This is a genomic window from Acinetobacter sp. TUM15071 (assembly GCF_008980925.1).
Taxonomy (GTDB): domain Bacteria; phylum Pseudomonadota; class Gammaproteobacteria; order Pseudomonadales; family Moraxellaceae; genus Acinetobacter; species Acinetobacter dispersus.
Genome location: NZ_BKGB01000007.1, coordinates 187574 through 210209 on the forward strand (window position 1 = coordinate 187574; position 22636 = coordinate 210209).

The following is a 22636-nucleotide window of genomic DNA, read 5'->3' on the forward strand; positions in this document are numbered from 1 at the left end:
TAAAAAGATGCATTTTTTATCATCTAAAAGAATTAAGCATCAAGTTGAGCTAAAACTTCTTCAGAAAATTCAACGTTGGTATAGACGTTTTGAACATCGTCAAGATCTTCAAGCATATCAATCATTTTCAAGATTTGTTTCGCTTGATCGATATCGGTGATTTCAGCCTTAGTTGAAGGGCTCATTACAACTTCAGCATTGTCAGATTTTAAACCTGCTGCTGTAAGGGCATCCTGAACATCACCAAAGCTTTCTGGGCTAGTGATCACCAAGATACTGTCTTCATCAATCTCGATATCATCTGCACCAGCTTCTAATGCGATATCCATGATTTTGTCTTCTAAAGAAACATCTTCAAAAGAAATTTCGCCACGCTTGGTAAACAAGTAGGCAACAGAACCATTGGTCCCCAAATTACCGTTGGTTTTGCTGAAACAGTGACGCACATCTGGAACAGTACGGTTTAAGTTGTCTGTCATTGTTTCAACAATAACTGCAACACCACCAACACCATAACCTTCATAGGTGATTTCTTTTAAATCATCATTATCTTCACCGCCAGCACCACGTTGAATTGCACGATTAATCGTGTCACGTGTCATATTTACTGAAAGTGCTTTTTCAACAACAGCACGCAAACGAGGATTACTTGCTGCGTCTGGACCGCCTAATCTTGCAGCAGTCACGATTTCACGGATGTATTTAGTAAAAACTTTACCGCGACTCGCATCTTGTTTCGCTTTACGATGCTTAATATTGGCCCATTTAGAATGACCCGCCATGGAAGTAACTCCAAAAAAATTAAAACTCAAAAAAGTGCAGGAATATTAGCATAGCGATGGTTTTGTTGAAAACTCTCGGAGCCCATATTCAAAATTTAAAATCTTGATCAAGTATCAAAGATTGATCAAATAGACTGAATAATTTAGTTAATTTTTACATCAATATCATACTCAGCATAAAGCGCTTTGATTTTTTCTAGATCTTGTTGCAAATCTGTTGGGTAAATTTTACCTAAAATCCCGCCTTGTTTAGTACGTGCATTGGCATACATCAAAATAATTGGCACATTGGCAGCTTTGGCGATATGCCAAAAACCAGTGCGGATGGGTTTGCGTTCTTCACCATCTTTTGCACGTGTTGCTTCAGGCGCAATCACCAGATTAAAGCTGTCATTTTGATTAAACAGCTCAACCATTTGCGTCACGATATCTTTATTGGCTTTACGGTCGACAGGGATGCCACCTAAACGTTCTAAGATTGGTTTTAACGGACCTTTGAATAATTCTTTTTTGATTAGGGTATGAATTTTGAGTTCTAAAATTTCAAATAAAGCGAGGGAGAGGATAGTATCCAGATTTGAGGTATGCTCAAAGCCAATAATGACTTGTTTTTTTTCTAAAATGCTTGGGTCAACTTTGTATTCCCAACCTGTTGCTTTAAAAATAGATTTTCCTAAAAATTTTCTCATATTCGTCATCATAGGCAATGAATGGCAGCAGTGTAATACGAGTTTTCAGGAAAATACATATCCGAAAACACCAGATGAAAAGAAATTTGGATGTCTTTTTAATGATCAAATTCGATTTTGAAATTGCTGCAGTCGTGGCTGACCTGGACAATCCGTTTGATATTCCTGCTGGACGTTGGATTGATATCCGCTTACATGAAGAGCCTATCTCTGAAGAGCAGTTACTCAATGAAATGGGTAGTGCCATTTCTGAAACGCCTGTCGAGTTTCAGCCAACCAATTTGGCTCAGGCATTGGAAGCAGCCATGGACGGTGTAGAGCCGCCAGAGATCCAGAACGAACCCTCAAACGAATCAATTTAATAGCCCGCCTAAACAGCGGGTTTTTTATGCCTAAAATTTGGAGAACAATAAATGAGTTCAGGCGCAAAAATCCGATTATATGCTTGTGAAGAGGCAGTGCTCGGCACAACTCCAGCAAATCCAGTCTGGTACACCGTACGCCGTGTAACAGATGGATTATCAGAAAACGTTTCAACAGAACAAAGTAATGAGGTGGTGGATTCACGTTTCCGTCAGGGTGCTTCGGTTACCGAAGCTGAAGTAAGTGGCCAGCTAGAATTTGAATTATCACTTGGTACTTTTGATTTATTCCTGAGTGTGCTCGCTTTTAACAATTGGGCTGCAAACGCGATTAGTTTTGGTGGTGGTGTACGTAAATCTCTGACCTTGGTTAAGGTCTATGAGGATGTTGGCCAGGTATTTATCTATCGCGGTGTACAGGTAAATAGCGGTGAAATCACCATTCAGACTACTGGCAAGATCACGGGTAACTTTGGTCTGGTCGGTAGTTCATTCACCCGTCAGCAAATTAATCCTGTTGTGAATCCTGTAGCTGCTTCAAGCCGTCCAGTGGTCAGCATGCCGAATGTTGAAAAGTTGTTGCTTAACGGTCAATCGACGCAAGGTAAAGCTTGTCTGCAGTCACTCACCATTACCTTTAATAATAACCTTGAGGCAATACGTTGTATTGGATCTGGCAAATACACTCCTGAGTTTTATTTAGAGAAAATGATGGATATTGATGTAAGTGCGAGTTTTATGTTCTCAGCTACATCTGCAGCATGGATTGATGCAATCAAAACCCGTGATGTATTCGCCTTGGGCTTTGATATCACGGACAGCAAAGGCAGTAAATATTCGTTGAACTTCCCACAGCTCGAAGTAATGGAAGCCAATCATCCTGACGGCGGTGGTGATGACATCATCACTGTTGATATCAACTTTGCCCAGGTGCGTACTAGCCCAACCATTGTACGAGCACTGGTGTAATTAAAAACATTCAAATATAGAGCCTGTGGGATGCCATGGGCTTTTTTTTATTGCTTAAATTTTAGAGGTCGTTATGGCGTTAAAAGTCGGTATTGTAAAAAGTTCAGAAGTATCCAAATGGTGCCAGTTCAAAAATGCTGAAGGAGAGGTTCAGGCTGAATTCAAGATCCGTGGAATTGCCTACAAACCTTTTCAGGTTGCGATGGAGCGAGCAGGCAATCAAATCACATCCAAAGGCTATGACGTGATGACCACAGATCCAACTGACAAGCTTTATCATGAGTTGTTAATGGATGCCTGTGCAGTACATCTGATTGAGGACTGGAAGGGCGTGGTATTTGCCGAAGTGGTGGATAGTAAGACCGTAGAGACTGATATGCCATATACAGCCGAGAATGCATCCAAGCTATTTAACCTTGGTGACATCGGTGTGGCCATCTGGTTATTTGTTAAAACTGAGGCTCAACAGATCCAAGAGGATGCTGACAAAGATAAGGCTGTTATCCTGGGAAAGTCATTGAGCTCTATAAGTATCAAAAAACGTACGCGTCGAAATCGCCACACGAAATCGAACAAATCAAGTTCTTAGGCGGTCAAATTCCAGAGCCGCCAGAATCATCCTATGCCGCTGAATCAATCTTACTGGCATTTAGTACGATTTGTAGATCCAGACGATATGAGCAGGGCATGCCGCTATCGATAGACCAGCAGGCTATTAATGTTTATGCAGAGCATAATGAGCTGCCTGTTGGTCCACATATTTTTAACGACTGCATCTTTGCTTTGGATGATTTGTTCCTCGAAGAAGCCTATAAAAAGTTAAAGACTAAAAATGCTATTGGTCGGGCAAAATAATACTTTTATCGTGAATTGGTTCACATATTTCTTGAAGTGCATGACAATTCTTTTAGATTCCAAGAGGTTGAAAAATATGGAAGTAGTTAAATTTGTTAAAAGCTTTAATACGGTAGGGTCTTATCTAACACTTGCGAGCCTTCTGCTAGCCACACTAATTTTGTATTTCTACTTTATTAATCCTTAGACCATCAGATTAGTTTTTTAATAGCCACTCTAGAGTGGTTTTTTAATGACTTCATTTCAACCATTTGATAAATTACCTCCAAACATCGGGGTGTTTATGAATAAAATATTAATAATATGTATAACAGTATTAATTGTTGGTTGTACTCAGCAGGTAAGTCTAGGGGAACGAGTTGCGAAAAAACATTTGGCTGAAGCTAATAAAAAGATTGAAGCATTTTTAGTAATTCTAAATGATCCTCTAGCTGAAAAAGATGATCAGGAATATGTATTGTGTCTAAACTATCCTAAAATTTATAAATATGAGTTTTTGCCTGCAATGCTAAAGCTTTCAAATGATGAACCAAAAGAAAAACTAATTGATAATTTAAAAATTACGACTGAGTATTACAGTCAGAAATTAAAAATTGTTTGTGAGTAGCATTTAAAAAAGTTAAGTTTCGTCTTTAAAATTTAGGGGTATTTGTGAAATTTATTTTAGTATTCAGCTTTTTAATAAGTCTAATTGGTTGCGCATCTATTCAGAATAATCAAAATGATGATTCTGTAGAGGTGCTGGGTACATTGGATCAGTTTCTAATGAAGTACAAACTGGTTGACAGTAATTTCAAATTATATAATTTGAAAGACTACTTAACAGATCCGTTATATCTTAGAGAGATTAATAGTTTCTATTATGATCTTCCAAAAGATATCAGTACTGGCCATAGCTTTGATTCAGTAGATTTTAGTCGGAATCATTTTTATGTACGGCATTCAATTGATACAGAAAAATATAAAGGGCCATAAGCATGACTAATCGACCATTATTAAAAAAAATTCTTCTTGAGCAGGAATGCAAAGGTTTATTTGCTAGCAGTAAAGCAATAAAAAAGAATGGTGGTATAGGTATTACGCAGACTTATTATTTTGTTAAGGAAAATTATAGGGTAGTAGTGGATATGAACACATCGGAATGTTAAACAAACGCTTTTTATGTAGACACATTAAACAATAACCTGCCAATAGCGGGTTTTTTAATTCCATATATTTCTAGTTTTTCACTAAAAAGTAAAATAAACTAATTGAAATTAAGGGTGAATAAATGAAAAACTAATTTTATTAGCAATTTTAATGCGTTTTTTGCGGGATGTCCTGAAACTCCAAGATGTTTGCGGTAAAAAGCGAAATCTCCACCTCCGATGCCAGGCGTACATTCTCTAGGATAATTATCGTGATTAAATTAGATGTTTTTGAGCCTTCAAAAGGGCAACCAATTAAGACAATTTACTTCTCTGACCAACATGGTTGGTGTTTTAGAGTTGCTAGTTTTCTTGAAGAAAAATTAGTTTTAGATGAGTTAAAAGAGTTCTCTGAAACAAAGCAAATCGTGAGTGAAACTTTATTTAATTCAAATTATGAAGTAATAGCTTATAAAAATTATCTCAAAGATTCGGCAGGTAAGATAATCGGAACTGAAGATTTTGAAATGATTGATGGGCAACTTAAAAAGTTGAATACCATATTTTTTGAAATTATCAATGAAGATGATAATTATATGAAACAGATATGGCATAACAACCTTAGTAAGTTGGTTTATACATTTGAAACAAGTGATAAATTTGATTTTAGATATGTTAAGCCAAATGGTGAAGTGGTTGATTCCGATGAACTACACGATTTCTTACAAGCTTATAAACCCAGAGAGTTTATTGAAATTGGAAATGAATATCTAAATCGGATTGTTAAAGAAAACACTTAAACCATAAAAAAGCCCTTCGGGGCTTTTTGCCACCTAATTTGGTGCCAAAAAGGTGGCTTAGAAAAAATTGAACAACTTATATAGAGAGCTACTTAGCTATGAATTACCAAACTGGGGAAATGATCGAACTGGGTGATTATGTTGAACTAAGTGGAGATATGACAGGTGTTGTTGTTGTGATTGTTGAAAACTCTCAATACTCAAAACCATATCCTAAAGAGGAGTGGGATTATTTAGAGAGTGGATTGTTGATCTTATCGGATCAAGCTGGATTAGTTCATTTTCCACAAATGTCCGAGGAAATAAAATTGATAAGCAAAACGACCTATTATTAGACCAGCATGACTTATATAGAAAATATAGAAGTACTAAGAATGCTCATTGGAGTTTTGGCTCTTGGGATGGTCATATTAAGCAGGACAATATAGTTCAGGGTACGAAAGCCGTTATTGAAGGGTGCACTGTATCAACCTATGTTAGGAAATGGTCTGAGGAGAAAACTCCAACGCAACTACTTCCAAAAGGATAAGGAAATGATCGAAGTAACGATTAACGAAGCAACAGAATATGACCCTATAAAAAGGGTATATTTCTCAGATTCGACAGGTAACTGCTTTAGAACATCTTTTTTTAACAAAGATGGGAAATTCCTTTTTGAAAGGATTGAGGAGATTCAACTTTCAAATAATGGTGTGCAGAGTACTTGTCTATTTGCAGGAGAGAATTATGAACTGGTAGCTTATCGTGAATATTTTCGATTTGAAACCCGTAAAGGTACTAAAGATTTTCACCGCCTAAAAGATGGTGAATTTAAGCAGATTAACTCCTCAAGTTATGAAACTTCGGATGATCCTTATTACTCAAAAATGTCATGGTTTGATGTTCATGGTGAGCTTTGTTATTACAATGAGTCAAACAGAAGTGGAACAGATTTCTTTGATCCTTTAGGGAATGCAATAGAGAATCTAGACGAATACTTATTATCTAAAGGTTTTGAGTCACTGGATAGCATTACAGACAAATTACTAAATGCTTATTTTTATTCCTCTTAATTTCTAGTTTTTAATTGAAAAGTAAAATAAACTATTTGAAAATAATGGGGATTAGTTAAAACTATGAATAAGAAAATTCATCATTTATTAGGGGAGTTACACGATGCTAGGTTGTATGGCTTTTTATTGGATGTAGATCCGAAGACATTCAGTTTGAATGTTCTCCTGTATGTTCATATTTTTTCAACTTTTGAAGACGAAAAGTATTCATTGGAGAAGGCGTTAGTTGTTTTTGAAAAGGCATCAATTCATAAATTTAGTATTACAAATGACTTGAGTAGTGGGCAATTTTATATTGTTGATTGTATTGTAAAAGATTTGGGAAATGAGAAGTTTAAGTTCATTTTCACTTTTAATGACCCTTCAATAGAACTGATTTTCATTGCTGAAAATATAAGGATTAAAAATTCAGGTGTAGTAGAAGAAAAAGATGAGCAGTTCCTACCTACGAATTGGCTTAAACTGTTAGAGCATATAAATGCAGAAACATTATTAGAGCAGATAGAGGTAAAATTCAAAAATATTACTTTAGGTAGTAATTATACGCTTGCTGAAGACGACTATGCTGATACAAATCATTGGCATTTCGATGAAAAAGGAATTGATCATAATTTAACTGATGAGGAGTGGAGAGATCAGGAAATTCGTTATTTTGAAACATGTGGATGGCTCTCAGCAGATCAGGAAGAGGCAATTCAAGCAATTAAAGAAAAAAGGAAGATGGCTAACAGATTTAGCAACCCTCTAGATATACCTGTTCTATACCTAAATTGTTACTCTACAGGGTTTAGCTATTTAAAACCTCAGGCATATTTATTCTACACACCTGCTATTATGAAATACTTTTTAAGTGATACTGAGATACTTTATTCAAACAGCTTCACATCATGGCTAAGTCGTTTGATTTGGGCTGATACATATGAGGATGTTACAAAATTATTGCAATGTTTTAGTAAGGATCAAGTTTTAGTATTAAAGGAATTTTTACTTTATGCTTCAAAATCTAATGTTGGAAGTGAAAGATTAAATAAAGCATTGAATAATATTGAGTTAATTGGTGATATCTGATTTAAATTATCATGAAAGGTAAAGATGTTGTTAGAGTTAATAATGAATAAAATCACACAAGAATATCTTGAAAAAACATTTCCTCTTTATAATCTGGGTGCCTCTTATTCATTGTTAGAATGTGATTTTTATGATACTCATCATAGATATTTTGACCAAATTGATGATTATTATTTATCTGCAATAGAAATGTCGGCAGAAGATCTAATCCTTGAATTTGGTTTTGATTGGCCTGCTTTTTACGTAGAAGCTGGATTAGAAGCGGCTCGTTCGCGTAGTAGGCCCGAAGAAGGTATTCAAACATGGGAAGATGTTAGTTATGAATATCTATATTACTTTAGCGATTCATGTAGTTTCTTAGATTCTAAAGGGTTCAAATTCTTTTTACCTGCTGCTATTAACCACTTCCTAACAACAAATAAAAATAAAGCTTTTATAGATAGCTTTGTTTTTAGATTACAAACACGATGGGAAGAAGATAATCATGTTTTTAGTGATGATCAAAAACAATTTATTAAAGAGTTTTTAAGAGCAAATAGTTAACTCAAAAGAAAAGCCTCGAGGGGCTTTTTTCACACCAAGAATTTACTGCGCCTTTAGGCGCTTTTTTATTGCCTAAAGGAAAGTTGACATGACCCAAGAATCCCGCCTAGTCATCGTGATTGACTCAAAAAATGCTGAACGCAATGCCAAAGCCTTGGCTGATGAAATGTCTAAAATTACTGAGCGAGGTGATTCAGCATCACAATCTACAAAGGACATGGGCAAACAGTTTTCTGTTACCAATAACATAGTTCAAAACTTTAATACCAATGTGAACAATGCCAATTCATCAGTGCAAAAAACGGTTGAAGTAACCAAGCAGGCGACTCAACAGAATCAAAAGTTTTCACAGGAAATTAAGAATACATCTCAGGTGCTGGATAAACAGGAAAAATCGATTCATTCCTATGGGACGTCGATCAAAGCATTGGCAGCATTTATGGTGGGTTTAGTCACTGTTAATGAAGCAATTGCCAGAGCTGATGGCGCAACTCAGATGGCTGCTCGTATTCGTAACGCAACAGATAGTGTTGCTGAGTTTGATCTTGTTCAGGGACGGTTATATGAATCTACGAAAAGTACTTACCGTGCTTTAGGTGAAGCGCAGGAGGTTTATTTAGGCTTGGCAGGTGGGATGAAAGCCTTAGGTTATGCAACTAACGATACTCTGCATGTTTCTGATTCACTTTCCTTTTCATTTACTGCAAATGCTGCACGTGCTGATCAGGCGCAATCTGCAATTGATGCATTTTCTAAATCTATGGCCAAAGGCAAGATCGATGCTGATGCATGGATCTCTATTGTTACTGCAGCAGACAATATCATTGCAGATATGGCTAAGACGACAGGAAAGACTGAGGTTCAAATTCGTGAGCTAGGTGCAACTGGTAAAATCTCGTTAGAGGATCTTATTAAAACGCTTAAAGCCACTAGAGACTCAAATCAAGAATTAGCAGATGCAATGGAGAACAGCCTTGCAGATGGTTTGACTACTTTATCTAACGCCGTGACCAAGTTACTTGGTGAAATCAATATGAGTACAGGTGCAACCAATACTGCAGCAGCAGGATTGGGACTGCTAGCCGATAATATTGATATTGTGATGAATGCTGCTATGGCAGGCGGTCTTGCTTATTTGACCAAGACAATTATTGCTAAAACCGTTGCCACTGACATCGGGATTATTTCAACGATCCGTAGTCGTCAGGCATCCATTGCAAATGCTCAGGCAGAGGCTACAGAAGCAACAGCAACGCTTAACGCTGCAAAAGCACATCTTGCAAATGTTCAAGCCACCAATGCTGAAGCACAAGCCAAATACGGCGCTACGGCAGCGGCAGCACGTTATGCTCAGGCTCAAGTTGCCGTCACTGCTGCTACGAATGCCAAATGACCGGATGACCTTATCCAATCCTGCTGCAGTCAATCCGGGTTGGTGGATCCTTAAAGAGCTTGCAACTCAGAAAACTGCTGAATTATCACCAAGGATTGTATCTATCGGTGAGAAATGGATTGGGCCATTTGTCCTGGATAATGTTGAGCGTAATAGGGTGCTGTGTAACTTCGTGGCGAGTAATGGTCTTTATGCAGTTTATGAGGGTAATAATCAGGGATATGTAGACGTTACGATTGAAGTTGAAGTTACACCTGTAAACGTGAATGGTGAGCCATTAGGTAATCCAATGGTTCAGCGAATCAAAATGAATGGATCCTCTAAATCACGTCAGACTGTGGGTGTCACGCTGGATATGACCACCTTTCAGGGGCGTTGTAGTGTTCGTGCACGCCGTGTGACGGGAGTTATCAATGCGCCCAGTGTTGTGGATGAGGTGAAGTGGCAAGCTCTCTATGGTGCTTTCCCTTTGCAAAGTACACGTTATGAGTCTGAAACGGTTTTTCGTGCTAGAACCTATGCCACCACAGGTGCCTTATCAGTTAAGACGAGAAAGATTAATTTTGATCTGCAGCGGATGCTTCCTTTTTATCAAAATGGAGAAATGACAAAAGAGGTATTTCCAACCTCAAGCTTTGCCGATGCTTTGGTCTCGATGGCACTGGATGACAAGATTGGTCGCCGTACTGTCGATGAGTTAGATTTAGAGAATATCTATCGGACTTACTTTGAGATAGTGGATTACTTTGGTACCCCGTTGGCCGCAGAGTTCTGTGCAACCATTGACGATACCAATCTATCTTTTGAAGAGCTGGTAACCAACATTTGTGATGCAGTGGGTTGTACGGCGTATCGCCAGAACAATAAGCTCAAGTTGTATTTTGAACGGCCTACGAATAACTCGGTACTGTTATTTAACTTCAGGAATATTTATCCTGATACGTATCAAAGGGATCTGAGCTTTGGTGTGATGGATGACTATGACGGCCTGATCTATGAATATACAGATCCTGCTGACGATAGCCGTATCAATATCTATCTGCCTGACAAAAGTGCTAAGAATCCTAAAGAGGTCAAATCGGTCGGTGTACGTAATAAGTGGCAAGCTCACTTTAATGCGTATCGGTTGTGGAACAAGATGCGCTTTCAGCGTAAATCCATCACTTTTGATGCAGCATCCGAGTCGGAATTACTGGTTTTACGTGATCGTATCGCTGTCGCTGATTATCGTAATGGTATTCACCAAAGCGGTGATGTTCGTCAACAAGAAGGCTTAATCCTGACACTCAGCCATGATGTGGAATTTATCGCGGGAAAAAGCTATGTGATCTATCTGCAGATGAGTGATGGCAGCGTGGATCTGATTCCTGTGACTGCAGGGGCGGCTTCAAACAAAGTCGTGTTAGGACGTTTACCGAATAGTCCACTCAAGCTAAATCCAGAGGATTACATCAACACGACTTATATCGTGGTGAATGATGATACTAAAGGCTCGTTACCTTATCTGGTGGCCAAAAGAGAGAGCCAGTTGATCAGATGACCAATAAAATCACCGCGATTAACTATGATGAGCGTTATTACCTTAATGATAAGGACTTTACCGATACTCCTGTAGACGATACTCCAATCTATATTCGTTACGACCAGCTAGATCTCAATCTAGCACGTTTATATCAAATGCAGAGAGGTGAGTTACCAATGGCAGGAGAGATCAATTTTGTGGTAGAGCCTGGTGTCATGATTTTAAGTTCAAGTGCGTTCCGACCATTAACGGAATTGATCTATAAACACTGGAATGATCGACCTTCAATTAAATATATTGTGCCTGAGATGAGGGAGGTTCCTGCAATCGATACGGGCGAGTTTCCTCCTGATCTAGTTGTAAATCTGATTGTTAAGGGAGCTGTTGTTGCACGTGGTGGCTCAGGTGGTGGTGCTACTCCAAGTGGGATCAGCACAAAATACAACTATGCCATTCAAGGTGCTCCAGGTGGCGGTGGTGCGCCATTTGGTAGAGTTTTAACTGATGTACCAATTTCTCAAGAAGTGCCCCAATTCAGAAGTTATTTCAATAATGACTACCAGACCGATAAGATTTCTGATGCTCAAAGAGATATTCCAGGTAGTGGGTATCAAAGGAATAATGGTGATTCTGTAACACCACTTTCTGGTAATGGTGGTGGTTGGGGGCAGCGCGGGACCAAGTCAATTAATGCTGGAGAGTGGAACTGGCGGTATCACGGCACTTTAGAGGGCGAACCAGGACCAGGTGGAGCTGCAATTATTGGAGCACTTCTACTGAATTTGCAAATTATCAATGGAGGTCAAATTTTACAAACGCTTTGACAGTCTTAAATCTTTTATAAGCACCCAAACGGGTGCTTTTTTATTGTCTATTGGAGACAGGAAATGCAAGAACAAGCAGCAAGCGCGGTTGAAGCTGCTACCAACACAATCGCAGCAACAGGATCAAAGGTTTCATATGTATCAGCGGGGGCATCAGTGGCAGCGTATGCAGCAAGTATCGATTGGGCAGTATGGTTTTCAGTCTTTATCGGTGTAATCACTTTTTTTACGACATTGTATTTCAAACGTCGTGACGATAAGCGGGCTCAGGAAATTCATGAATTGCGTAAGAAGCAATATGAGCAAACGAAAGAGCGTTTAAAAGGGGATTTTGATGACAAGTGAACAGACACGGGCTTATTTGGCTTTTGCATTGGTGGGGCTGATGTTTGTCCTGGTAATTGCATTATTTTTTGTCGATATGCCACGGGAGAACAGCAACTTGATCAATACAGCTTTGGGTTTTATTGCTGGAGCAATGACAACAGCCTGTGGTTTCTACTTCGGTAGCTCTGAGCAAGAAAAGAAAAAAGATAAAGATGGTTAGATATCGCAATCTATAAATAGCCGCTTTCGGGCGGTTTTTTATGCAAGAAGATAAGTGATGAGCATTAAAAATTTACAGAAAGCATTAGATGTTAATGATGACAGTATCATTGGTCGTGGAAGTCTGACCGCCTCATTCAAAATCTGATGTATCAATTGAAGCAGTACACCGTATAACAGAGTTTTCAGGAACCTTAATCTATCCGTTTGATACAACGAACTACAAACATTATGTAGGTGGTATTACACGATGTAGGGCCAGTTCTCTTGTTCAATTCAGCATGTAACTGTACGAAAAGTATAAATACTTGGAAATATGTAGGGCATTAAGATGATGCCAATTGAAACACAGTTCTATTGGCAGGTTTGGAATGAAAAATAAGCATTGGTTTTTAGGTTTACTCTTTATACCTGTTGTTGGTTGTGCACAAGATTCTAGCCCCCAAGAATCTATAAAAGATAAAGCACTTTCATCAAGAGAAGGAAATTATTTAGTCAGTACTGTAGCACGTACAGATTTGGGTAATTATTTTGATGTTCGATCTTTTGGGGTAAAACCTGATAAGAAAACAGATTGGACCAATAAAATTGACGAGATTATAAAAGAAATTGGTCCGAATTCTACCCTTTATATCCCTTCAGGGGTAGATTGGGATTATAGAGGGATCTATAGTAAAATGAAGGATTATCAGACGATTATCGATGATTCTGGTAGAGATAAACCAAGGAAAGTATGGCAAAACTCGAGATATATTTGGTATAAAACAAATTCTGAAACAGAAAAAACCTCTGGTAATACATTTGGTATTGCAGGGAATTATCATCCTGCTTTCTTTATTGACACTTGGTCAGATGGTATTAATGGAAGAAGGTCTTCAGTAATTTTTAGGGATCACGGTGAAGCTAAATGGCAACTTGTTTCTAATCCTGGTAGTGATATACGTGACTTTTCAATTGTTCAATATGGCTCAAAAGTTTATGGGACTAGAAGCCTAGTAATCGGACATCAAGATGGCCCAGCATGGGGTAAATATGCTTTTAATGCTCCAATTAGTAAAAATACAACGACAAGTTATACTTTTGGAAAACCTCCAAGTGTGAAAGAAAATGAAACCTTTTCTACACAATATTCAAGACCAGAGAGCGATACTGGAGGATTTACCCAGATTTATAAATATGGCAATGATACTGCGTATAGAACCGATATTTTGAAAGATGGTACCAAGGTCGATACATTAAAAAATGGAGGAAAAATTACTACAAATTCTAATGGTGCGATAACTGGCAGTATGTTGAGTGTTCTTGCTCCCAAATCGAGTATAGCTTTGACAAAAGATAAATCAGGGTCATTTGTCTCTAATATTAATACTGCTGGAGCTATTTCAATTACTTTACCCAAAGCAGAACCTGGCATTAATTATGAAATATCTCTAGATTCTAAAAATCCAGTATCGATTAAACCAAATGGTTTCGACTCTTTTGCTGGATTAGCAACAGGTCAGGCTTTGCAATCAAGCACAATTCAGTCAAAAGTTAAATTGGTAGCAGTAAGTAATTCTGTTTGGAGTGTTCAGCAAAATGGTGTATGGAATAACCGATAGAAAGATAGGCTACAATCTTACAGGTAGAGCGGCGGTAAATGAAGCTCTGACTTGATTAGGTACACCGTACCATTATCAAGGCCGTGTAAAAGGTGTGGATGTGGAGTGGGGTACTTTGATCTTTGAAGTGTTTGAAAAAGTCGGGCTGATGGACACTTAAATCCTTGGCCATACCCGTCTGACTAGCACATGCATCAGATGGGACAACGTTATTTAGAGCATGTTTTAAGTGTGTGCAATGAAGCGGAAGAGCCTCAATCAGGTAATCTAGTTTTATATCATTTTGGCAAGTGTATCAGCCAGGGTGCAATTGTTGTGGAGTGGCCCAACATCATCCATTCCTGTATTCATCTAGTTGTCATTCTGCAAGATGGCACAAAAGGAAGTTTAGCCTGCTGTCGAGCGGGCTTTTTTTCGTATGCAGAGGCTGAAAAAATGAGTGGTGTATTTGGTAGTACAACAATCAGCATGTCTGATACCCGTATCAATTCGATGCGGATCCAGTAATGTGCTTATGGGCTTTGTCAGCCATTGGTATACGGAAAAACTTGTGTTGCTGCAAACATGTTTTGGTTCGGAGACTTTAAAGCAACGGCGCATACAACAACTACCAAATCAGATGGTAAAGGTGGTAAAACTAAAAATACGACCTATACCTATTGCGCATCTTTAGTGCTGGGCTTATGCGAAAATCAAATTAAAGACATTGGTATTGTTTGGTTAGATAAAGATCAGATCGTTACCAAGCAAGAGAATGGTATGAACTTACTGCCTATAAACCAACTGGGTTTTGACTTGTTTGATGGGAATAATAATCCAAAGTAAAGATAGTTAGATATCGCAATCTATAATTTGATTTCAACTCTCTGTATTTCACAAAAATCTAGTGTTAAAAATAAAGGAGTTGTTCAAGTACTACAGAATAGCTCTTAAGGGCAATTATTTGAATAACCAAAACTTTTAAAGCAACTAAAACATAATTTTAAAGGAGTTTACTCATGGTAAACAACGCAGTAGAAATGCTATTTGAACAATTAACAGATACTAGTATTCCAGAAGGCCATATCGCACTAGTACGTATTCAAAATGATGTATCCTATGATCAGGTTATGACCAATCTTGAGCAGGTTGATGTGTTGCCTGGGTTTAATGTAATTGGGGTAACTAGTATTCCTAATACTGATACATCAGACTGGAAACTGACCAACTGTACGTACGAGAATGGGATATTGAGTTGGACAGAGGGGCAGCTTGATTTGGGAACCGAAAATTCCCCAGACGTGGTATATGGTTATCATGCTGGTATTCAGGCAAATATTGGTGACAAGCTTGAAATGATTGTTCCTAATGTGACAACTTTAGCTCGAGTATTGAGTGGTGCACGATTAGCAGATGTGAATGGTGTCGCAGCAGGTCAATCCAATATTGGATTTAATTCAGGCAATTCGGAGCAGGGATTAACTCTGGAAGGCAGTTCATATCAAACCTCGGACTTGCCTGTAAAATACTCAATGATTTATGTATCAGCAATTGCTGTGGAGCATGTTATTACTTCAACTGATGGAACGATTGAGCTGTTCCGTGAAACACAAAGTATCCCAGCATTTGTGGGAACCGCGTATTTTAATGTGATTGCTACTGTGACGGACGAGAACGCAATGTTTGACACAACTGTTTCAGTTAGCTAGGTCTACCATCGTATTAGGTTTTATTGCTGGAGCAATGACAACGGCTTGTGGTTTCTACTTCGGTAGTTCTGAGCAAGAAAAGAAAAAAGATAAAGACAGCCCAAATCAGTAATTAATTTTTTAAATCTACGTGACCGCCTTCGGGCGGTTTTTAATTCTGAGATTTCATGGTTTTTCACTAAAAAGTAAAATAAACTAATTGAAAAAAAGGGGGAATAAATTAAAAAACTAATTTTATTAACAATGTTATTGGGCTTGACGGGGTGTGGTGATAATAACCAGAGTGATACTTCCCAAACTAATACCCAAGTAAGTACATTGCAGAAAGCCGAAGCAACTCCAGCTGTAGCAAATTACAATTTGGCAGCTTCACCACGTGCGATGAGTGCAGTAGCTCCTTTGCAAGGTTGGAATGTTCTTTCAAGTGCCACATTGGGTGCAGAAACAATAATTGAAGCAGGAAAAGGACAATTAGGTTCTATTGCTTCGATCAGACCAAATGCCAAACAAGTTGCGGAGGTATTGCGTGGTGGAGCAGCAGGAATTGCTTTAACTATTGCTGTAGATCAATTGCTTGGTGCAGTTGATTGGGTGATGGATCCTACCAATAATCAAATTGTTTACACAGTTAAACCTAAAGATCCTCTACTTCAGTATTATTTTAGAATAGTACTTGGCAGTGAAGTGCGCGAGTTTCCGAATGGGCAAGCTAGTTGTGATGCACTTAGAGCATATTACGTATCGTTAAATGCAATGGTTGATTTTGATGTTTCATATGATGGATCTTCAGCATGTAATTTATATGGAGGAGAAAATAATTATAATGGGAATATCGGTGCCTTAGTTTTAAAAATTAAGAACCCTTATTACAACCCTCAAGCTGAACCAGAAAAGAAAACTCTATCCCTTGAAGTTGTAGCAGAACAAGTCATCTCCAATGCAGATGTTGGTAGTTTAGATGCTCAGGTTGCAACTAATATTGCATCACAGAACATTCTTAACGATGTGGTTCAAGCAGAATCAGTTGTTCAAGAACTTGAGGAAAATGCTAAATATGCAGGCCGTGCACCTAGAGCTAACATTATTTCACATGACCGTGAAAATGAAATACTTGATATGAAACCAAATGATCCTTGTGATGAAATTTCTGAAGCAATTAAGGACTTAGATGAAACAATTAATTGACGGAAAAGTGATTTAAACCCAAAAGATGTAGGGAAACCTGTTTATGTTGGTCATTAAAAAAGAATTAGAATTCTTAATAACAAAAAAGAAGATTTGGGTCGAGCTTTTAAAGTTTGGTGTGAAGGTAAGTAAAGGTGGCTAAACCATGGAATTAATTAATGACTCAATTATTTTTCTATCAGGATTCCTAAAGGGTCTTGCTGAAATTGATGGTGATATAAGGGAAAAAAACCTATACATTTTTGATGTTGAGAATGACCCTTCATTATCAATAGAAAGTAACTTTTTTAAGCATTATGATAATTATATTGGATTAGATTTTACATACGAAAAAATTAATTTTTTTAAAATTGAAACAGTAATACAGGATTATTTATTAACGAAACCTTTAGGCTTAATAATTGATACAGTTGATACAACTGAGCGGAAAAAGTATTTGGCTTATCGCATCATGGACTATCTAATGTGGTGCTTTAGTGATGATGTCGTTGTAAGTGATTTAGATGTTTATTTTGCAAAAATGAAGCAACCAAGTGGAGTATTTGTAAGGTTTTTCATTATTCCTTTAAATAACAAAGCACTTTATTTCCTAATTGAGGAAAAAGTAACTTTAGAATAGTTTTAATTTTTCAATTGACCGCCGAAAGGCGGTTTTTTATTACCTAGAGGAAAGTGAAATGGATAGAAAACCATTCTTTGATGCAGCACGTGTGCTCGCAGGCGGTAAACTTACACAAGCCCAAGTTGACGATCTAAACAAAGTAGTTGATGGCTTATCAGTAGCAAAAGGCATGACAACTAGTCGTGTCGGGATTAACTTAATCACCAGTTTCGAAGATCTAGTGCTTACTGCCTATGACGATGGTGTCGGTGTATGGACTATTGGCTTTGGTACCACGGTTTATCCTAATGGAATAAGAGTGAAAAGAGGTGGCACTTGTACTAAAGCGCAAGCAGTGTCCTTTTTTCAACATGATTTGAGGCGTTTTGAGGCGGCAGTAAACAGTACTGTTAAAGTGCCATTATCACAGAATCAATTTGATGCACTGGTGAGCTTAGCTTACAACATTGGTGAAGCCGCGTTTAAAGGATCTACTTTGCTTAAAAAGCTAAATGCAAAAGACTACCAAGGTGCTGCTGACCAGTTCCCACGATGGAATAGAGGTGATGGCCAAGTAATGAAAGGTCTAGTTCGTCGCCGTGCTGCAGAACGTGAGCTGTTCTTAAAAAAGTAATTCACCGATGTAGCGGATCTATCAGCTCATTACTGTTTAGTGTCTGCATCATTTTTCTTTTACCTGGTTGCACAGCTCACACTATAAACAACAATATCCATGTTGGAATATGTGTAAAAGCCCTCTGATGAGGGCTTTATTCTTGAAAGTATTTAATTAATTTATTCATTAACCAATCCAAATAAATAATAATGATTCTTAATTGTTTGTTGATAACGCTTATCATTCATGTTAACTTTTGTTCCGAAATTTTGCTGCCGTGTAACAAGGATTTAAAGCAGCAGAAGAATCCCGTACAGCACATTAGTTATTATGGAATTTTCTTATGTACAACTCTCCCTTTAGAAAAGCATTCAAAGTTCATCCTTTAGCCCTTTCTATTGCTTTAGCAGTCCCATCTATAGTTCATGCAGAACAGGCAACTGAAACAGCAACATTAGCGACGATAAAAGTACAAGCAGAAGAGAAGAATCCAGCTGTAACAGAAGGTTCTGAAAGTTACACAGCAAAGAGCACCAGTACATCAACAAAACTAAATTTATCTCTTCGTGATACTCCACAATCGGTTAAGGTTTTTACCCGAGAATATCTGGATGATCGCAATATTGATTCTTTTCAAGATCTAATGAATAACATTACAGGGGTTTCAACATCACGCACTGATGAACGCCAATCTGTATTCGCACGTGGTTTTCAGGTCGATTACTATTTAATAGATGGTATGCCCAGTACGACCAATTTGGGTACGGGAGATCTTGATTTAGATATTTTCGACCGTGTTGAAGTCGTTAAAGGATCAAGTGGCTTAATGACAGGGGCTGGTAACCCTGCAATGGCATTAAATATGGTCCGCAAACATGCAAATGCTAAAGAACTTACGGGTAACCTCAGTACGTCGTTGGGCTCATGGAATGAGTGGAGTAGCTCGGCTGATGTTTCTGCTCCACTTAACGCAGATGGTTCATTACGTGGACGCGTGTTTGTCAAACATTCTGATGAAAAATCTTTTATGGATTTTTATGAGAAAGAACGAAATGTGTTTTACGGTGCTGTTGATTATGACTTGAGTGACAAAACAAGCATGTCATTAGGCGCAACCTATCAAGAGTTAAATCGTGATGGTATCCGTTGGGGTGGTACACCAGCATTTTATACAGATGGAACACGCACCAATTTTTCTAGAAGCCTAACTGTAACGGCACCTTGGACCTACTGGAATGTTAATACGTCAGCTGTATTTGCTAATCTAAAGCAAAATTTATTCAATGATGTTAATTTCAATATCGCATATACCTTCCGTAAAGAAGATACCGATACCATGCTGTTATATACAGGTGGAAGAGTAGATAAAGCGACAAATACCAGTCCATTAAAAAATGCAGATGGCAAGACTGATAACGTTTCAGTGTACGGCTCGGAAGCACGAAATGAAGAGAACAATATTGATGCTTTCATCAATGCACCATTCAAAGTCTTTAACCGTCCGCAAGAGATCATCATTGGTGGCTCTTGGAATAAAAATGAAAAGACTAAGGACATTTTTGGCGGATCGAATGCGAAAAGTGAGGTTGAAAAATATTTAGGTGGACCGCTTAATTACAACGATATGGCACAAGAACTTCTTCGACCTGTTGTCTTAGATGGCAAAAATGCATTGAATGAAACGACGCAAACAGCAGCTTATGTCGCGGGTAAATTCCAAATTCTTGATCCATTAAAAATCATTGCTGGTGCTCGCTTATCTAACTGGGAATATAAATCACAAAACGGTGTTGGCGATCGCGAGTTTAATAACGAGTTTACGCCGTATATTGGCGCAATCTACGATTTCGCACGTGATCACTCAGTGTATGCGAGCTATACAGAGATATTTAAGCCACAAAGCCGTAAAGACGTAAATGATCAATATCTAGATCCAAGTTACGGTAATAACTATGAAACTGGTATTAAAAGTGAATGGTTTGGTGGGCACTTAAATACAGCATTATCAATATTCCGCATTGAGCAAACTAACTTCGCCGAAGCAATACCAGGAGAATTCGTTATTCGCAATGGCGTACGAACAACCGAGCAAGCATATCGCGGTGTAGATGGTATTGTCAGCAAAGGTTTTGAATTTGAAGCTGATGGTGAAATCAACGAAAACTGGGGTATCAACTTCGGGATTGCTAACTTTGAAGCAAAAGATGCGAAAGGTGTAAAAGTTAATACCACAAACTCTCGAACTACTTCTAACTTATTTGTGAAATATAAGTTAGATCAATGGAGTGCAGGCGTAGGTTTAAACTATAAGAGTAAATATTATACTGGCACTGGTAGTACTCGTATTGATCAGGACGCCTATGTGTTAGCAAGCGCAATGGTTGGCTATCAGGTCGATAAAAATATTAAGCTTCAATTGAACGTCGATAATATATTTGATGAAAAGTATTACGAAGGGATCGGTGCAAACTCAATGAACTGGGGCACACCACGTAGCGCAACAGTGAGCGTACGTTATAACTTCTAAGTCTTGAGCCCAGTTGAATTGGGTCCTTTCCCAAGGGCTCAATTCAACAATGAAGAAGAAATTTCAACAGTTTTTATCTCAAATAAAAACCAAGCATGACAGCAAACATACCAGGGAGCATACATAAAAAGCTCATCGCTTTACCTTCTTGGGTGTTTCTGATGTGTTTATGAAATATATGTGGACCAAAGATCAATCCAAAGATAGCTAAGATGAATCCAATAATTATTAAAAATGCCGACATATCTCGTTATCCGTTTAGATACTTTCTTATCAAAATTAGTTGTTTATAGCTGATAATTCTTCCTAAATTGATAAAAAAGTTAAATGCGAAAGACTCTCAAGAGACTGCTGACCAATTCCCACAATGGATTCGGGGAGGTAGTAAGGTTATGAAAAGTCTAATGCGCCGCCGTGCTGCAGAACGTGAGCTTTTCTTAAAAAAGTAATTTATCACTGCAGGCGCTCAGTGGTTTCATTGATTCTAAGCACCTACATTTTTATTCTTTTACCTGGTTGTACAGCTCACACTATAAACAACAATATTCATGTTGGGATATGTGTAAAAGCCCTCTGAGGAGGGTTTTTATTTTTCAATGATAATGCAAGGTATTATTTTAACTTAATAATATTTATTATATTTTTTAATAAAAATCTGCATAAAGGATAAGTTAAGACAATACAAGCTAATACAAGTCATTTCCTTTTAAAAATTTAATATTCTTCTTATTTGATTTTACTGATTTTTAAATTAATTATTACTTTTTGATAAAAAATATATAGACAGTTCTGTATTTTTTATCTAGTATCTGATTGGTTTTTAGATAACTACACTTTGGTTGGTTGTTCTTAAAAATTGTTAAATAACAATCAATAAGATTTATTAAATATTCAAAAAGAGTAAAAAATGAATTTGGGATTAAAGAAAATTGGAAATACTGAGCTTAAGCAAATTAGTTCACTATCAAAGAATGGTAATAAAGTTTTTTCAAAGTTTGAATTAAGCAACCCCACGGGCAGTCATAAAGATAGGACTTTTTTTCATATTATTGAAACGCTAGAAAGAGAGGGAAAAATTAAACCTGGCATGACTTTAGTTGACTGCTCAACTGGCAATGGTGGTGCGGCTTTAGCTTGGATTGGAAAAGAAAAAGGCTATAAAGTTGTTATTTGTATGCCAGAGGGAATGACACAAGAACGTATTGATCAAATTAATAGTTTCGGTGCAGAAATTATATTCACTGATAAGGATAAGTTTTTAAATGGCAGTGTTGAAGCCGCTCGAAAATATTTAAGCGAAAATGAGAATACATATTTCCTTGATCAAGCATCAAGCTTGTTAAATAAAGAGGCTTGGCACACTTGTGGTAATGAAATAATTGAACAGTTGAATGAACTAAATCTAATTCCAGATTACTTTGTGTGCTCTATTGGTACCGGAGGAACATTTTCAGGGATTGCTGAAAAATTGAAGGAAAAATTTCCACATATAAAGACTGTAGGGATCGAAGTAGATAAGTCTGCTCCGATATATGCAATGAAAAATGGACTTAACTTTCAACATTCACCACATAATCTGATGGGGTTAGGAGCGGGAGTCTTGTCTGCAAATACTACAGTTGATGTTATTGATACGATTACGACAGTTCAAGGCCATGATGCATGGAATCGAATGAAGGACTTTATTGAAAATGATCAAATTGGAATAGGTCCAACATGTGGTGCCAATTTATTAGTTTGTGAATCTTTAATGGATAATGTAAGTGACAAAACAATAATTACATTATTTTTTGACAATGCTTGGAAGTATAAGAGTCGATGGGATGGTGTTTATCCAGAATATCAAACTCAACAAGCATAAATACTAAATTAGCCGAGAAAACAAA

At 37.6% G+C, this 22636-nt stretch carries 22 protein-coding genes and 6 pseudogenes; 26 read left to right on the top strand and 2 right to left on the bottom strand.

What is annotated here, in order from left to right:
• Nucleotides 1-32: 32 nt before the first annotated feature.
• Complete coding sequence (locus GBI66_RS09030; protein ID WP_004807814.1) at nt 33-782, bottom strand: YebC/PmpR family DNA-binding transcriptional regulator; 750 nt, start codon at nt 780-782, stop codon at nt 33-35.
• A 143-nt stretch (nt 783-925) separates the two neighbouring features.
• Nucleotides 926-1483 (bottom strand): 1-acyl-sn-glycerol-3-phosphate acyltransferase, encoded by a 558-nt coding sequence (locus GBI66_RS09035; RefSeq protein WP_151715847.1) that lies wholly within the window; start codon nt 1481-1483, stop codon nt 926-928.
• A 95-nt stretch (nt 1484-1578) separates the two neighbouring features.
• On the opposite strand from GBI66_RS09035, the pseudogene GBI66_RS09040 reads away from it, so the two are divergent.
• The 26 genes and pseudogenes from GBI66_RS09040 to GBI66_RS09160 form a co-directional block, all read left to right on the top strand.
• Nucleotides 1579-1833: pseudogene (locus GBI66_RS09040) on the top strand (phage tail protein); the annotation flags it as partial.
• A 51-nt stretch (nt 1834-1884) separates the two neighbouring features.
• Nucleotides 1885-2802 (top strand): phage tail tube protein, encoded by a 918-nt coding sequence (locus GBI66_RS09045; RefSeq protein WP_151715848.1) that lies wholly within the window; start codon nt 1885-1887, stop codon nt 2800-2802.
• A gap of 73 nt (nt 2803-2875) precedes the next feature.
• Nucleotides 2876-3391 carry a hypothetical protein gene (locus tag GBI66_RS09050; protein ID WP_151715849.1) on the top strand — a complete coding sequence of 172 codons (516 nt, stop codon included), beginning with the start codon at nt 2876-2878 and terminating at the stop codon, nt 3389-3391.
• 98 nt (nt 3392-3489) lie between these two features.
• Complete coding sequence (locus GBI66_RS19450) at nt 3490-3657, top strand: hypothetical protein (RefSeq protein ID WP_171494284.1); 168 nt, start codon at nt 3490-3492, stop codon at nt 3655-3657.
• Nucleotides 3658-3733: 76 nt separating this feature from the next.
• Nucleotides 3734-3844, top strand: coding sequence for a hypothetical protein (locus GBI66_RS19865; protein WP_373885782.1), 111 nt, complete (start codon nt 3734-3736; stop codon nt 3842-3844).
• Nucleotides 3845-3889: 45 nt separating this feature from the next.
• Nucleotides 3890-4264, top strand: a complete 375-nt coding sequence (locus GBI66_RS09055) for a hypothetical protein (RefSeq protein WP_151715850.1) — start codon at nt 3890-3892, stop codon at nt 4262-4264.
• A gap of 370 nt (nt 4265-4634) precedes the next feature.
• A complete protein-coding gene (locus tag GBI66_RS19740) occupies nt 4635-4805 on the top strand; it encodes a hypothetical protein (RefSeq protein ID WP_228267290.1) in 171 nt (56 codons plus the stop codon).
• Between the two features lie 251 nt (nt 4806-5056).
• Nucleotides 5057-5584 (top strand): hypothetical protein, encoded by a 528-nt coding sequence (locus tag GBI66_RS09065; RefSeq protein ID WP_151715851.1) that lies wholly within the window; start codon nt 5057-5059, stop codon nt 5582-5584.
• Between the two features lie 98 nt (nt 5585-5682).
• Nucleotides 5683-5919, top strand: a complete 237-nt coding sequence (locus GBI66_RS09070; protein ID WP_151715852.1) for a hypothetical protein — start codon at nt 5683-5685, stop codon at nt 5917-5919.
• Between the two features lie 198 nt (nt 5920-6117).
• Nucleotides 6118-6636, top strand: a complete 519-nt coding sequence (locus GBI66_RS09075; protein WP_151715853.1) for a hypothetical protein — start codon at nt 6118-6120, stop codon at nt 6634-6636.
• Between the two features lie 63 nt (nt 6637-6699).
• On the top strand, nt 6700-7704 hold the full coding sequence (locus tag GBI66_RS09080) for a hypothetical protein (RefSeq protein WP_151715854.1): 1005 nt from the start codon (nt 6700-6702) through the stop codon (nt 7702-7704).
• A 42-nt stretch (nt 7705-7746) separates the two neighbouring features.
• Nucleotides 7747-8247 (top strand): DUF6714 family protein, encoded by a 501-nt coding sequence (locus GBI66_RS09085; RefSeq protein WP_151715855.1) that lies wholly within the window; start codon nt 7747-7749, stop codon nt 8245-8247.
• A gap of 88 nt (nt 8248-8335) precedes the next feature.
• A pseudogene (locus tag GBI66_RS09090) lies at nt 8336-9637 on the top strand (tape measure protein); the annotation flags it as partial.
• Nucleotides 9621-11986, top strand: a pseudogene (locus GBI66_RS19650) (host specificity factor TipJ family phage tail protein); the annotation flags it as partial. The pseudogenes GBI66_RS09090 and GBI66_RS19650, both read left to right, overlap by 17 nt.
• A 63-nt stretch (nt 11987-12049) precedes the next feature.
• Nucleotides 12050-12331, top strand: a complete 282-nt coding sequence (locus tag GBI66_RS09100; RefSeq protein ID WP_151715856.1) for a holin — start codon at nt 12050-12052, stop codon at nt 12329-12331.
• A complete protein-coding gene (locus tag GBI66_RS09105; protein WP_151715857.1) occupies nt 12321-12533 on the top strand; it encodes a hypothetical protein in 213 nt (70 codons plus the stop codon). The genes GBI66_RS09100 and GBI66_RS09105 overlap by 11 nt, the downstream gene beginning before the upstream one ends.
• A 370-nt stretch (nt 12534-12903) precedes the next feature.
• Complete coding sequence (locus GBI66_RS09115; RefSeq protein ID WP_151715858.1) at nt 12904-14133, top strand: hypothetical protein; 1230 nt, start codon at nt 12904-12906, stop codon at nt 14131-14133.
• Nucleotides 14111-14572, top strand: a pseudogene (locus tag GBI66_RS09120) (hypothetical protein). Before GBI66_RS09115 ends, GBI66_RS09120 begins: the two are co-directional and overlap by 23 nt.
• A pseudogene (locus tag GBI66_RS09125) lies at nt 14569-14952 on the top strand (hypothetical protein); the annotation flags it as partial. The pseudogenes GBI66_RS09120 and GBI66_RS09125, both read left to right, overlap by 4 nt.
• A 179-nt stretch (nt 14953-15131) precedes the next feature.
• Nucleotides 15132-15821 (top strand): hypothetical protein, encoded by a 690-nt coding sequence (locus tag GBI66_RS09130; protein WP_151715859.1) that lies wholly within the window; start codon nt 15132-15134, stop codon nt 15819-15821.
• A gap of 318 nt (nt 15822-16139) precedes the next feature.
• Nucleotides 16140-17006, top strand: a complete 867-nt coding sequence (locus GBI66_RS09135; RefSeq protein ID WP_151715860.1) for a hypothetical protein — start codon at nt 16140-16142, stop codon at nt 17004-17006.
• 145 nt (nt 17007-17151) lie between these two features.
• A complete protein-coding gene (locus GBI66_RS09140) occupies nt 17152-17625 on the top strand; it encodes a hypothetical protein (RefSeq protein ID WP_151715861.1) in 474 nt (157 codons plus the stop codon).
• 58 nt (nt 17626-17683) lie between these two features.
• Nucleotides 17684-18241 carry a lysozyme gene (locus GBI66_RS09145; protein ID WP_151715862.1) on the top strand — a complete coding sequence of 186 codons (558 nt, stop codon included), beginning with the start codon at nt 17684-17686 and terminating at the stop codon, nt 18239-18241.
• A gap of 325 nt (nt 18242-18566) precedes the next feature.
• Nucleotides 18567-20750, top strand: a complete 2184-nt coding sequence (locus tag GBI66_RS09150; protein ID WP_151715863.1) for a TonB-dependent siderophore receptor — start codon at nt 18567-18569, stop codon at nt 20748-20750.
• A gap of 311 nt (nt 20751-21061) precedes the next feature.
• Nucleotides 21062-21199, top strand: a pseudogene (locus GBI66_RS19745) (glycoside hydrolase family protein); the annotation flags it as partial.
• A gap of 458 nt (nt 21200-21657) precedes the next feature.
• Nucleotides 21658-22611, top strand: a complete 954-nt coding sequence (locus GBI66_RS09160; protein WP_228267291.1) for a cysteine synthase family protein — start codon at nt 21658-21660, stop codon at nt 22609-22611.
• Nucleotides 22612-22636: the final 25 nt, after the last annotated feature.

What these genes read in the sequence shown, in the direction of transcription:
- GBI66_RS09130 (WP_151715859.1), top strand. Translation starts at nt 15,132, where the DNA reads ATGGTAAACAACGCAGTAGAAATGCTATTTGAACAATTAACAGATACT.
- GBI66_RS09050 (WP_151715849.1), top strand. Translation starts at nt 2,876, where the DNA reads ATGGCGTTAAAAGTCGGTATTGTAAAAAGTTCAGAAGTATCCAAATGG.
- GBI66_RS19865 (WP_373885782.1), top strand. Translation starts at nt 3,734, where the DNA reads ATGGAAGTAGTTAAATTTGTTAAAAGCTTTAATACGGTAGGGTCTTAT.
- GBI66_RS09035 (WP_151715847.1), bottom strand. Translation starts at nt 1,483, where the DNA reads ATGATGACGAATATGAGAAAATTTTTAGGAAAATCTATTTTTAAAGCA.
- GBI66_RS09075 (WP_151715853.1), top strand. Translation starts at nt 6,118, where the DNA reads ATGATCGAAGTAACGATTAACGAAGCAACAGAATATGACCCTATAAAA.
- GBI66_RS09150 (WP_151715863.1), top strand. Translation starts at nt 18,567, where the DNA reads ATGTACAACTCTCCCTTTAGAAAAGCATTCAAAGTTCATCCTTTAGCC.
- GBI66_RS09140 (WP_151715861.1), top strand. Translation starts at nt 17,152, where the DNA reads ATGGAATTAATTAATGACTCAATTATTTTTCTATCAGGATTCCTAAAG.
- GBI66_RS09045 (WP_151715848.1), top strand. Translation starts at nt 1,885, where the DNA reads ATGAGTTCAGGCGCAAAAATCCGATTATATGCTTGTGAAGAGGCAGTG.
- GBI66_RS09145 (WP_151715862.1), top strand. Translation starts at nt 17,684, where the DNA reads ATGGATAGAAAACCATTCTTTGATGCAGCACGTGTGCTCGCAGGCGGT.
- GBI66_RS09070 (WP_151715852.1), top strand. Translation starts at nt 5,683, where the DNA reads ATGAATTACCAAACTGGGGAAATGATCGAACTGGGTGATTATGTTGAA.
- GBI66_RS19740 (WP_228267290.1), top strand. Translation starts at nt 4,635, where the DNA reads ATGACTAATCGACCATTATTAAAAAAAATTCTTCTTGAGCAGGAATGC.
- GBI66_RS09030 (WP_004807814.1), bottom strand. Translation starts at nt 782, where the DNA reads ATGGCGGGTCATTCTAAATGGGCCAATATTAAGCATCGTAAAGCGAAA.
- GBI66_RS09160 (WP_228267291.1), top strand. Translation starts at nt 21,658, where the DNA reads ATGAATTTGGGATTAAAGAAAATTGGAAATACTGAGCTTAAGCAAATT.
- GBI66_RS09080 (WP_151715854.1), top strand. Translation starts at nt 6,700, where the DNA reads ATGAATAAGAAAATTCATCATTTATTAGGGGAGTTACACGATGCTAGG.
- GBI66_RS09085 (WP_151715855.1), top strand. Translation starts at nt 7,747, where the DNA reads ATGAATAAAATCACACAAGAATATCTTGAAAAAACATTTCCTCTTTAT.
- GBI66_RS09100 (WP_151715856.1), top strand. Translation starts at nt 12,050, where the DNA reads ATGCAAGAACAAGCAGCAAGCGCGGTTGAAGCTGCTACCAACACAATC.
- GBI66_RS09105 (WP_151715857.1), top strand. Translation starts at nt 12,321, where the DNA reads ATGACAAGTGAACAGACACGGGCTTATTTGGCTTTTGCATTGGTGGGG.
- GBI66_RS19450 (WP_171494284.1), top strand. Translation starts at nt 3,490, where the DNA reads ATGCCGCTATCGATAGACCAGCAGGCTATTAATGTTTATGCAGAGCAT.
- GBI66_RS09115 (WP_151715858.1), top strand. Translation starts at nt 12,904, where the DNA reads ATGAAAAATAAGCATTGGTTTTTAGGTTTACTCTTTATACCTGTTGTT.
- GBI66_RS09055 (WP_151715850.1), top strand. Translation starts at nt 3,890, where the DNA reads ATGACTTCATTTCAACCATTTGATAAATTACCTCCAAACATCGGGGTG.